The following is a 10,470-nucleotide window of genomic DNA, read 5'->3' as shown; positions in this document are numbered from 1 at the left end:
GACAGACGGCTGCCTGCCGCATCGGCTGGAGCGTCCTCATCATTTTGGCCGGACTGCTCCTCACCGAACCCGCGTTGTGCGGGGATGTCGTGCACGCGGATCAGACCGTTCAAGGGGTCGCCTTCAATCGGTAGCGACGTCGCCGGCAGCGCCTGCGGTCGCGCCTGGGACTTGTCAGGCACCTCGAGCTTGGCGGGATCCAGCGAATAGGCACGGATTTTGAAGTGGGTGGAGAGCCTCTTGCTCAAGAAATCAACAAGGTTCTCCGGCCAAATCGTCAGCTTGGCGGGATCCGGTGACGGATCGGCGCCCGGATGCTCCGCCGCCGCAGCGTCAATTGCCGCTGACTTCATCGCCTCCGCATCGCTCAAGGCGCCCACAAAGTCCTTGTACAACGCATCGAGATCCTTGGGCTCGTAGCACAGTCGGACGCCCAGCCGGCCACCTTCCCAGTCGAGTGTAGGGATCAAGTCGCGGACATAATGCATCTCGCCGGAGTCGACATTCAGCCAGAGGTCCAGCGTCGGGAGAACGCTGGCCCAGGGTTCGACGACTAGATCGATGACGTCTCCGGCACCGCGCGCTACGAGCCAACTGTTCCCGAGCGCGTTGATCGCGGGCCAATGGCAAAGTGTAAAGTCGTGTATCTCAAAGGGGCAGCGACGAGGCGACAGAAAGCGGCGCATTGCGAGCATAGCCGACGTCTTGCCACTGTTGTTGGCCCCGACGAAAAGTGTAGTGCTGGTCGATAGATCGATTCGTGTCGACAGCAGCTTCCTAAAGTTGGCGATTTCGACGAACTCAATATGCACGAAGCATCTCCCACCTAGACCCGGACTCTCGCTACGTTTACCCGTTTCGTTCAGGGCAATGACAGTGTAATCCTTCGACAGGGTCTGCTAAACCGTGTTCTCGCGGCGCAAGAGGGTATGAAATCGCGTCGCGGGGAGTTGCCATAGCTGTTGCCGCTGGATTCGCTGCGGCACTGGTTTGAAGACGCCGACACGAAACGGCGCGCGGACCTGCTGGCCCTGACGTTGGAGGTGCGCCCAGACCACCTGCCGCTGATGCATGCCGCGGTGCTGGAATGCAAGCTGGCGGGACAGAACCCGGTGCATAAGGCGGAGGCCTAAACGCAGGTCTGCGCGACGCTGCGCCATCTGACCAGGCTGTTCGCGCCGCGCAACGCCGATGGCGGACTCGGCTTCGACCGACGCTATTGTTGGGGGCAGTTGCATCGGGCGATCGCGTCGCGGGCGCGCGTGCGCCTGCCGGATCTTGCGCTGCGCTCACTCGATCAGGCCTTAGAGCAGTTGGCGGAGGGGCGCTTCGAGGTCTGCTGGCATGGTCTGGTCTTTACCTTCTGGAACAACGTGCCGATGCCGGCGCCGGCGCCGGCGCTGACACCGCTGCCCCCGAGCGAGCCGGTCACGCCGCTGACTATGGCACCGGTCGCGGGCTTCACCGTGCAACAGGTCGAGCTGGGCTATCAGGGCCTGGCCGCCCTGTTCTCCGAGGCCGAGCCGACAGCGAGCATTGGCCCCCAAGGGCCTGCGATCTGTCTTCGGTCGGTCTCAAGCGACGCCGATGTGCCCAAGTCGACCGCGAGCGATGTCGATGCCACCGCGGACGATCAGCCGGCGGCCGATCTAAATGATTCGGATCAAGGAACGGGGAGCAGCGCCGACACGCCGAATGCCGAGCAGCAGACGCCAGCAAGCACCGCGCCGCCGGGGGCTTCCGAAGCGCCGGTCGACTCAGATCCCTCCGCGGCGGGGCCAACCCATGGCGGCACTCTGGTACGCCCAATGCAACCGGAAATGGCAGGGACGACATCGACGCCGGGCACCGTCAAAGCGGCTGATCCGGATAGGAAACCAGAGTCGAGCACTGGAACCGAAACGGGCGCCCATGTCGAGCCGGCAAAAACCGCGTCAGAGCAAGCAGCGGCGAAGCCACCGTTCCCGGTCCCCGAGCGTCTGCTGATCGGCACTCGTGGCGGTGGCGAGCCGGTGTACTGGCATTTTGGCGACGCACGGCTGGCCAATCGCCATCTGCTGGTGTTCGGCACCTCTGGCTCGGGCAAGACCTACGGCATCCAATGCCTGTTGGCGGAGATGGCCTGCGCCGGGCTGCGTTCGCTGATCATCGACTATACCAACGGCTTTCTGCCTGGGCAGATGCAGCCGCGCTTTCAAGGCGTTGCGAACCCGAAAAGCCACTTTGTGCGCACTGAACGGCTGCCGTTGAATCCGTTCCGGCTCCAGCGCCAGGTGCTCGACCCGTCCGTGCCCGAGATCGAAGAGGGCAGCTATGAGGTCGCGACCCGGATCGAGAGCATCTTCGCGTCGGTATTCGAGCTCGGCGATCAGCAGTCCGCGGCGATGATCCGATCGCTGCAATCGGGGCTGGATCTGGACCCGGCTTTTTCGCTCGATGCCCTGCTGCCGCGTCTGCGCGGGGACAGTCCTCAGGGCGAGACCCTGGCGAACAAGCTGGAGCCGTTGATCCAGTCGCGGCCGTTCCGCGAGGGTGTGGAGTCGGCCTGGGAAGAGATGCTCACGGCGCCGGAGTATCGGGTGCATGTGCTGCAACTGGCAGGGCTGGCGCGGGAAATCCAGAAGCTGGTCACCGAATTCGTGCTCTGGGACCTTTGGGACTATGCGCAGAGCTCGGGCACCGAGCAACGGCCCATCCCGATCGTGCTGGACGAGATCCAAAACCTCGACCACAGCAGCGACTCGCCCATCGACAAAATGCTGCGTGAGGGGCGCAAGTTCGGCGTGGCGCTGATGCTGGCGACCCAGACCACGAGCAACTTCAACTCGTCGCAGCGCGACCGCCTGTTCCAGGCCGGCCACAAGCTGTTTTTCAAACCGGCGACCACCGAAATCGATCGCTTCGCGCAGATCCTGGCCCAGGCGACGCAAGGCGTTTCAAAAGCCGACTGGGGCCAGCGACTCGCTAAATTGGAGAAGGGGCAGTGCTGGTCCCTCGGGCCGGTGTTACGCGCCGATGGCAGCTTCCGCGAGGAGGCGGTGCTAGTGTCTGTGACGGCGCTGGAGCAACGGGGGTTTGAGGGTTGAGTCATGGCTGAGCCGGATATCGACTGGGCCCCGCTGCCGCTAAATTTTCCGCAGGACTTCCTACCGGACCGCGCCCTGCTCTCGCGGTTGCTGCCCTTCGCTGCCAAGGGCGGCGAAGGCACCAAGGTCGACATCGGCGCCGAGACCGGTATCCCGACCGGCAAGAGCACCGGAAAGGTCGAGCCGATGATCCACTACGCCCGCGGTATGGGTCTGATCGCCGCGACCAAGTCTGCGGGGCGCTGGTCCCTGCGGCTGAGCGCGCTCGGCGAATTGGTGTTTGCGGAGGATCGTTTCCTGGACGAGCCGGTCACGCTTTGGCTGCTGCATCTGCTGCTGTGCCGGCCTGCCGTCGGGACCGATCCGGTGCGCGGCATTGCCGATGCCTGGTTTGCGTTGTTCGCCGACGGAGGCATGCGCCTCGGCAATCCATTCCGACGCGAGGACTACCTTGCCTTTCTGACCGAGCGCCACGGCCCGCTGGGCTACCTGCGCCCACTGTCTGGCTTGGTTCCGCGCAGCTATACCGAAGCTGCCTGCCTGGGGCCGATCGACGCCTTGGCCGTTGTTGCGGGCGGCGGCTACCGGCGGCAGCCAGCGCCGGATCGGCGCGCGCTGTACCCGGCTTACAGCTTGGCGCTGTTCCTGGCCTGGGATCATCGGTTGACTGATCAGGACCAGGTCGCACTGGATCAGTTATTCACCCAATCACGACTGCTCGACGTCCTGGGTTGGGACCAGTCGGTAGCCGGAGGCTGGGTCAATTGGATGACGGACCGAGGTCTGCTGCGGCTGGATCGGCTCACCGGCTCCTCCGTGGCGCTGCGGACGGCGGATACCGCGATGGTGATCGCGGACCTGTACGACGAATTGGTTTGACGCCGGTGGTCATCGACCGCGCGATGGGCGCGTGGCGAGCGACCCTGACACCCGACAACGATAACTAGGCAAACGGAGGTTTGCGATGAAGATCGGCGAGGTCGTTCAATTCCAGCAACAGCAGTTCTTCAACGGTGCCGTCCAGCTCGGCTGGGTACAGGCCAAGCCGGACTTGGCCGCCGAGGTGGCTCGGTCCTTTGTCTTTCATGGGCCGCGTTACCATGGCGGCGGCGAGGACGGCCTGGAGCGCGACTATCGTCTCAAGGATACGGCCAGCTTTGTCGGCGATCTGTTGCAGGGGATGTTAGACGCGGCGCAAGGACGCGAGGTTAATCCCTACTGGCTCGCGGTCGCCGGCTATGGCTCTGGAAAGTCGCATCTTTCGGTGACCATCGCGGAGCTGTTCGCGGCACCCCGTGGGGAGACGGCGCAGCAGGTTCTCGCGCAGGTGCGCGCGGCCGATGCCGAGATCGGTGCGCAGTTGGAGAACCTGCTCGCCGCCTTGTCGAAGCCGGTCCTGGTCTTGCCGGTGGACGGGTCAGGACGCTTCCATCTGGGTAACGAACTCAGCCAGACCCTGTTCGCGCAGTTGGAGAATGCCGGCGTTGACGCGGATGCGATCCGGGCACTGTCGCCGCGCTTCTCGACGGCCGAGCAGTTCGTCGAGCGCAATTTTGCGTTTCGCTCCGACGCCTTTGCGGCGGTCCTGCCGGGTCAGGACGCGGCCTCGATTGGCGCAGCGTTGCAGTCGCAGGACGAGATGGTCTTTGACGCCGTTAACGGCGTCTACACCGAGTCGAATGGACATCCGATCCCGATCGAAGGGCAGGAATCGGCCCAGGCATTGATCGCTACCTTGTGCGATGTCTACTGCGCCGACGCTGGCCCCTTTTCCCATGTGCTGGTGCTATTCGATGAACTTGGGATGTACCTGACCCATGCTGCGGAGCATGCGACCCGGTCCGGGGCCAGCGTGCTTCAGGAGCTTTTCCAAGGGATCCAAGATCATAGCGGGAAGGCGCAGTTCGTAGGCTTCATCCAATACGAGTTGAAGGCCTACCTCAAACGTTTTGGCTCCGCCGACCTGAAGCACTTGCAACGCTATGTGACGCGCTTCGACGGGGCGGAAAAGTGGTATCTGTCCACCAATCTGGAGACCCTGTTCGCGCACATGCTGCGCAAGGACGAGGCTGCGGTCGATGCACTCTGGCAGCAGGCCGCCCCTGAGCAACAGGCGCGCACGACCTGGCAGCGCTTATCCCTCGCGCTGCCCGGCTTTAAGCGCTATCCAACCTGGAGCGACCAAGAGCAATTCGTCCGCGTGATCCATCGCGGTTGCTGGCCACTGCATCCGCTGGCGGTGTGGTTCCTGACCCGGCAGCAGGATCTGGTTCAACAGCGTTCTGCGCTGGCATTCGTGAAGGAGGTGACGGAACGGTTGTCCTCGGAGCCGGCGCAGACCGGCAAGGCCCTGACGCAGGTTGGCGCCGCACAGTTGGTGCTGGATTACATGCTGCCGGAGCTGGTCGCTGCCGAGCGCGAGACGGGCGGCGGGGTCGCCGAGACGTTACAAGGCCTGCTCGCTCAGCATGCGGCAAGTCTGGATGCGCCGCAGCGCTTGCTGCTGGCTGGTGTTGCGGTGCTGGAGAAGGCGCGGGGCGGCGCGCAGGACCGCGACCTGATGGAGGCCCTCCTGTGTGAGGCGACGACGCTGGATGCCGGCACCATCACAGAGACCATCGCCACCCTCGCCGACACCCTAGGCGCGGTCGAGTGGAACGCGGACCTGCGTCGCTACGAGCTGATCAGCGACGGGGCCAGCCGCGGGCAGTTCGAGCACTGGCTGCGCGCGCAGCGCCAGGCGATTAGTGCCGAGGATACGCGAGCGCTGTTCGTCCGCCGCGGAGCCGCGGACTGTCCGCTCGGCGAGGTTCGGCCCAGCTTCGGGCAGGAGCGCGACATCAAAACGCCAGACTGGACCTTCGAGGCCCGTCAGGCGCACCTGGCTATGTTTGAGGGCCTGATCCGCCAAGTCTGCGACGAGTGGCAGGCCGCCACGCTGCCGAGCGATGCCAAGGCAAGCTGATCTACCTGTTCCTGCATGCGGACGATGATGCCGTCGAGGCCGAGGCGCTTGTCGCTGCCTGCCTGGCTGCCCAGTTGCAGCGCTTGGGTCTGGAGCAAGCCCCGATCTGGGTTGCCTTTATCGAGGACCGTGAGGGCCGTATCGCCGAGCACCTGACGCGGCGGGCGATCCTGGACGAGAAGACCGCCGGTTCCGATGGCGAACGCTTCCGGCGTTTCATCCCAGACGAGCAGGAGCGCAGCCGCTCCGCGCTGAAGACGCTGGTCGAGGACGCCCTACGGGAGCGGCGTTTCTTAGTGGCAGGGTTCTCGGAGCCACCGGCGGGACGGCTCAAGACCACTGCGAGTGCGATCTTCGCGGCGGTCTATCCGCAGGCACCGCCGTTTCCCTCCGATGGCTTCACCACCGCGAACAGTAGTGGTGCCAAGGACGCGGTCCAGATGGCGAAGGCCCTGCTGGCGGGGCATGTCAATCTGCCCTGGATACAGTCTCAGCCGCCACGGCTCAAGAATCGCATTGACGCGGTATTGCTGAGCAGTTGGCAGGCGTTAAGTGATAACACTGGCGAGCCCTGCCTGCCTGCTAACCCGAAAATCAGATCCCTTTGCGAGCTATTGCAGCAGGCACATCAGAACGATTCCTCCCGCACGCTGTTGGCCTCTTACCGGCAGCTGATCGCTCCACCCTATGGCATGAATGCGTCATCCGCGGCGCTACTCCTTGGTCTGCTGCTCGCATTGCGCGTTCCACAGCGCGCGGTCGAGGCCGCCGGTGAGCAGCTAACGCCAGCGCAGTGGATGACAAGGGCCTTCGTGACACGTCCAGGCCGGCATCAGCTCGACGAAGCCGCGCTGGCAGTAGCGAGGTTGCGATTCTTCGATGCCGATGCGGAGACCCGATGGCGGGAATTACTCGAACGCTGGGAGGCGACCGAGCGGCTTGACCTGAAGGTCAGCCTGGCGGCGGAGGCGAAAAACCGGCTCAATGTGGAGCCGCTGCCGCCGACCTTGGCTGTCGAATTTCAGCGTTTGAGCTCAGACGCTGATGCAGCCGCCGCAACCTTGACAAAGGCCAAGTTTCGGGTTGCTGCCTGGGAACGCGACATCGAGCAAGCGCATAACAAAAAGAGCGTGCACCATGCGTTAAAGTTTGGTGCCGCAGCATCGCAAGAACGCAAGAAGATGCTCGCTAGCGATGGCTGGCCTGATGATTTGGTTACGGACGTCGAGAAAGTGGTTACGCTTGCACACGAGATCGTTAAGCCGGGCATCGATCACTACACACTAACGCAGAATTGCGCGACCCCGCAGCAGATCCCGTCATTCCGGGAGCAGATGGAAAGCGAGGAGGAATGGCTCACCGAATTGGGGTATACCGCGCAAGCAACGCGCCATGAGAGCCACAAGCGGCGGGTGATCGCGACCGTGGAGGAACGTGCACTCTGGAAAGAAACACTGGCGAATTGCACGGATTATCCGAGACAACCAAGCCCGAAGGCATCGACAACGGTGCTGGAGCTGACCGATGAGATCAAACGCGGAGAGGATCTGCTCCAGACACTACAAGCGATCCCGGTATCGGTGTTGTCAGATGCGGAGAAACAGGCTTACACGCAGGGGATTCGTGATCGCCAGCTTGTGCTGAAACAAGCAGTCAAAGAGCGCGAAGAGGCTTTGGGGCAACTGGATCTGTTGCAGATCGATAGCGCAGAGAAACTGCAAGAGGCTGTGGCACGCGTTGAGCAGGTGCGGAAATTGTTCGCTGGACGGCGTGATGAGGAGCAGATCAACGACCTTGCGAAACTGCTGCAACGCATCGGGGCCGATAGCCGTTCATGGGAGACGGGCGAGGTCAGCGTCGAGCGTCTGGCCGAACTGCTCGCACAGCAGACGGACCACCAACTGACGGAACTGCGGCGCTGGCTGGAAGATGACGACATCGAGCCACCGCCACAATGGAACCTGAATGCGATCTACGAGGCCTTGGTTACGGAGCGTATCGAGACCGCACGGCGACGATCGTCCGACTGGATGCGGCCCAGGACGATTTCCGCAGCAGAGGTTGACGCACTGGATAAGGCCAGCTGCAAGGCGTTAGAGTCTGAGTTGGCGGACGCCCCGGCGTATCTGTCAGATGCCGATCGAGTGATGGTCGACCAGCAGCTTGCCAAGATCCGCCAGCAGCTGTTGGGTCTGGAGGCGGCGGAGTGTGCGGCGGCCATCGCGGCTTGGCAGCAGCGCTATGACGCCGTAACGGATATCGCCGCCCTCGATCGTGCCCAAACAGAGAACCTGCTGCGGGCGCTGGAGCAGCCCCCCTGCAGCTTGCAGTCGCAACAGGCGGACTGGCAACGAGCGGCCTTGGATCGCCTGACAGGACATCTGGACCAACTCAGCCTCAACGACCTAATCACCCGTATTGAGCGCCTTTCCAAGCCAATGCGGGCGGAATTGCTCGAACGGCTCTCACGATTGACATTATCATGACTGGCGCGGGATGCATCCTCAAAGATCGAAGTCGAGATAACCCGTTGCACTCGTCCGCTTAGGTACGCAAAGGAAGGCGCGCGTCGCCAACTATCACCTTGCCTGTCATTGACTCATGATCGCCATGGGGGGAGTTGGCTGATGAGTCTGCAGCACTGTGATCAGCGCGCATCCGGCTCAAGGACGGTCGCATAGCGCGAAGAAGGTCTGGGACCTGCTCTATGCGCTGCAGGCCGACGCGCGATTAGCTAAGGACTGAGTGCTCAGCTGGAGTTTCGTATGTGTGGACGCTTCGCCCAATGCTCTGACCCTGAGTCCCTCGCACGCCACTTCAGACTGCAAGCCAAAACGGGCCTCGCTGTTCAGCCCAGCTACAATGTCGCCCCCACGCAGCCGATCCTAGCCATGCGGTTGAAGGCCGATGATCAACGACCTGAGTGGGTCCGTCTTCGCTGGGGCCTGGTGCCCTTCTGGTCCAAAGGGCCGGACAACCGCTACCGCATGATCAACGCCCGCGCCGAGACGGTGGCGAGCAAGCCGGCCTATCGCGCGGCCTTTCGTGAGCGCCGCTGCCTGATCCCGGCGGATGCCTTCTACGAATGGCAAGCCGGAGCGGATGGCAAACAGCCCTTTGCGATCCGCCGGACGGATCGAACACCGTTCGCGATGGCTGGACTCTTTGAGCATTGGCAGGGCGAGGACGGGTCGGTGATCGACTCTTGCACCATCATTGTCACTGAGGCCAATGCCCTACTCCGCCCGATCCATGAGCGGATGCCGGTGATCCTCGATCCCGCCGACTATGGCGCCTGGCTCGGCACCGTGCGACCGGATCGTATGGCCGAGAAGGCGTGGCTGCAGTCCCTGCTGAAGCCGGCCGATACCCACGGCTGGGAGGCCTATCCGGTCTCGCGGGCAGTGAACAAGCCGGGCAACGACCGCCCGGAACTGCTTGCGCCCATCACGACAGCGTATGGTTCTAATGACTGACCCGATTGATCCGCAGGCGCTGAACCGCTTCGTCGACGCACAGGAGTCCTACTTCACGCAGGCGCTAGCCGAGATCAGCGCCGGCCAGAAGCGCTCACACTGGATGTGGTTCATCTTCCCGCAGTTCGCGGGACTCGGCAGCAGCGCGACCGCCCAACAGTTCGCGATCCGCTCTCGCGGCGAAGCCGCGACCTATCTGGCGCACCCGGTGCTCGGGCCGCGCCTGATCGCCTGTGCCAAGGCGGCACTGGCGATCCAGGGCCGCACCGCCCGTGAGGTCTTTGGCACGCCGGATGACCTGAAGCTGCGCTCCTGCGCAACGCTGTTTGCTCAGATCGCGCTGGAGGGGTCCGTTTTCGAACAGCTGCTGGAGCGCTATTTCGACGGCCAGCCCGATGCGCGGACGCTGACGCTGCTTGCGCACGCCGATCGCCTGCTGTGAGGAGTCCCAGCACCCAGCAGGCGAAGGATGCATCGGCGCATCAGGCGGGGTTCCACCGACCCCGCCCGGCGTCGCTGACTGACTCAGAGCGCCTTCTTACAGAAGTACCAATCCGAGCACTCATACCCCTCGGCCATGCGCGCCTCGGCCTGCTCGGCAGTGGCCGGCGGTGGCACGATGACCTTGTCGCCCGGCTGCCAGGCCTCGGGGGTGGCGACGCCGTGCTCATCGGAGGTCTGCAGCGCCTTGACCAATCGCACGAACTCGTCGATCGAGCGGCCGTTGCTCATCGGGTAGTACACCATCGCCCGCAGCACGCCATTGGGGTCGATGATGAAGGTGGCGCGCACCGCCGAGGTGTCGCTCGCGCCGGGCTGGATCATGCCGTAGGCCTTGGCCACCTGCATCGACAGATCGGCGATGATCGGGAAGCCGATCTCGACCCCGAACGTCTCCTTGATGTTGCGCTCCCAGGCGATGTGCGAGAAGTTGCTGTCGATC

At 63.5% G+C, this 10,470-nt stretch carries 9 protein-coding genes; 7 read left to right on the top strand and 2 right to left on the bottom strand.

The genetic code is table 11. From position 1 onward, the window contains the following. A partial coding sequence (locus VBE63_RS21140; protein ID WP_323685001.1) for an AAA family ATPase occupies positions 1-812 on the bottom strand: 812 nt, incomplete at its 3' end. 150 nt (positions 813-962) lie between these two features. Here VBE63_RS21140 and VBE63_RS21135 point away from each other — a divergent pair. From VBE63_RS21135 to VBE63_RS21105, 7 genes are all read left to right on the top strand, one after another. Beyond that, positions 963-1,133 (top strand): hypothetical protein, encoded by a 171-nt coding sequence (locus tag VBE63_RS21135; RefSeq protein WP_323685000.1) that lies wholly within the window; start codon positions 963-965, stop codon positions 1,131-1,133. 99 nt (positions 1,134-1,232) lie between these two features. Then, entirely contained in the window at positions 1,233-3,086 is a 1,854-nt protein-coding gene (locus VBE63_RS21130) for an ATP-binding protein (protein WP_323684999.1), read from the top strand. 3 nt (positions 3,087-3,089) lie between these two features. Continuing rightward, on the top strand, positions 3,090-3,965 hold the full coding sequence (locus VBE63_RS21125) for a hypothetical protein (RefSeq protein WP_323684998.1): 876 nt from the start codon (positions 3,090-3,092) through the stop codon (positions 3,963-3,965). 85 nt (positions 3,966-4,050) lie between these two features. Further along, entirely contained in the window at positions 4,051-6,051 is a 2,001-nt protein-coding gene (locus VBE63_RS21120; protein WP_323684997.1) for a hypothetical protein, read from the top strand. Beyond that, positions 6,009-8,537 carry a hypothetical protein gene (locus VBE63_RS21115; protein ID WP_323684996.1) on the top strand — a complete coding sequence of 843 codons (2,529 nt, stop codon included), beginning with the start codon at positions 6,009-6,011 and terminating at the stop codon, positions 8,535-8,537. The genes VBE63_RS21120 and VBE63_RS21115 overlap by 43 nt, the downstream gene beginning before the upstream one ends. Before the next feature lie 279 nt (positions 8,538-8,816). After that, entirely contained in the window at positions 8,817-9,527 is a 711-nt protein-coding gene (locus VBE63_RS21110; protein ID WP_323684995.1) for an SOS response-associated peptidase, read from the top strand. Next, positions 9,520-9,969, top strand: a complete 450-nt coding sequence (locus tag VBE63_RS21105) for a DUF1810 domain-containing protein (RefSeq protein WP_323684994.1) — start codon at positions 9,520-9,522, stop codon at positions 9,967-9,969. Before VBE63_RS21110 ends, VBE63_RS21105 begins: the two co-directional genes overlap by 8 nt. A gap of 83 nt (positions 9,970-10,052) precedes the next feature. Here VBE63_RS21105 and VBE63_RS21100 read toward each other — a convergent pair. After that, positions 10,053-10,470: redoxin domain-containing protein (locus VBE63_RS21100; RefSeq protein ID WP_323684993.1), on the bottom strand; the 418-nt coding region annotated here is incomplete at its 5' end.

Source organism: Lamprobacter sp. (genome assembly GCF_034860625.1).
Taxonomy (GTDB): Bacteria; Pseudomonadota; Gammaproteobacteria; order Chromatiales; family Chromatiaceae; genus Lamprobacter.
This window is presented reverse-complemented; position numbering and strand designations above follow the sequence as displayed.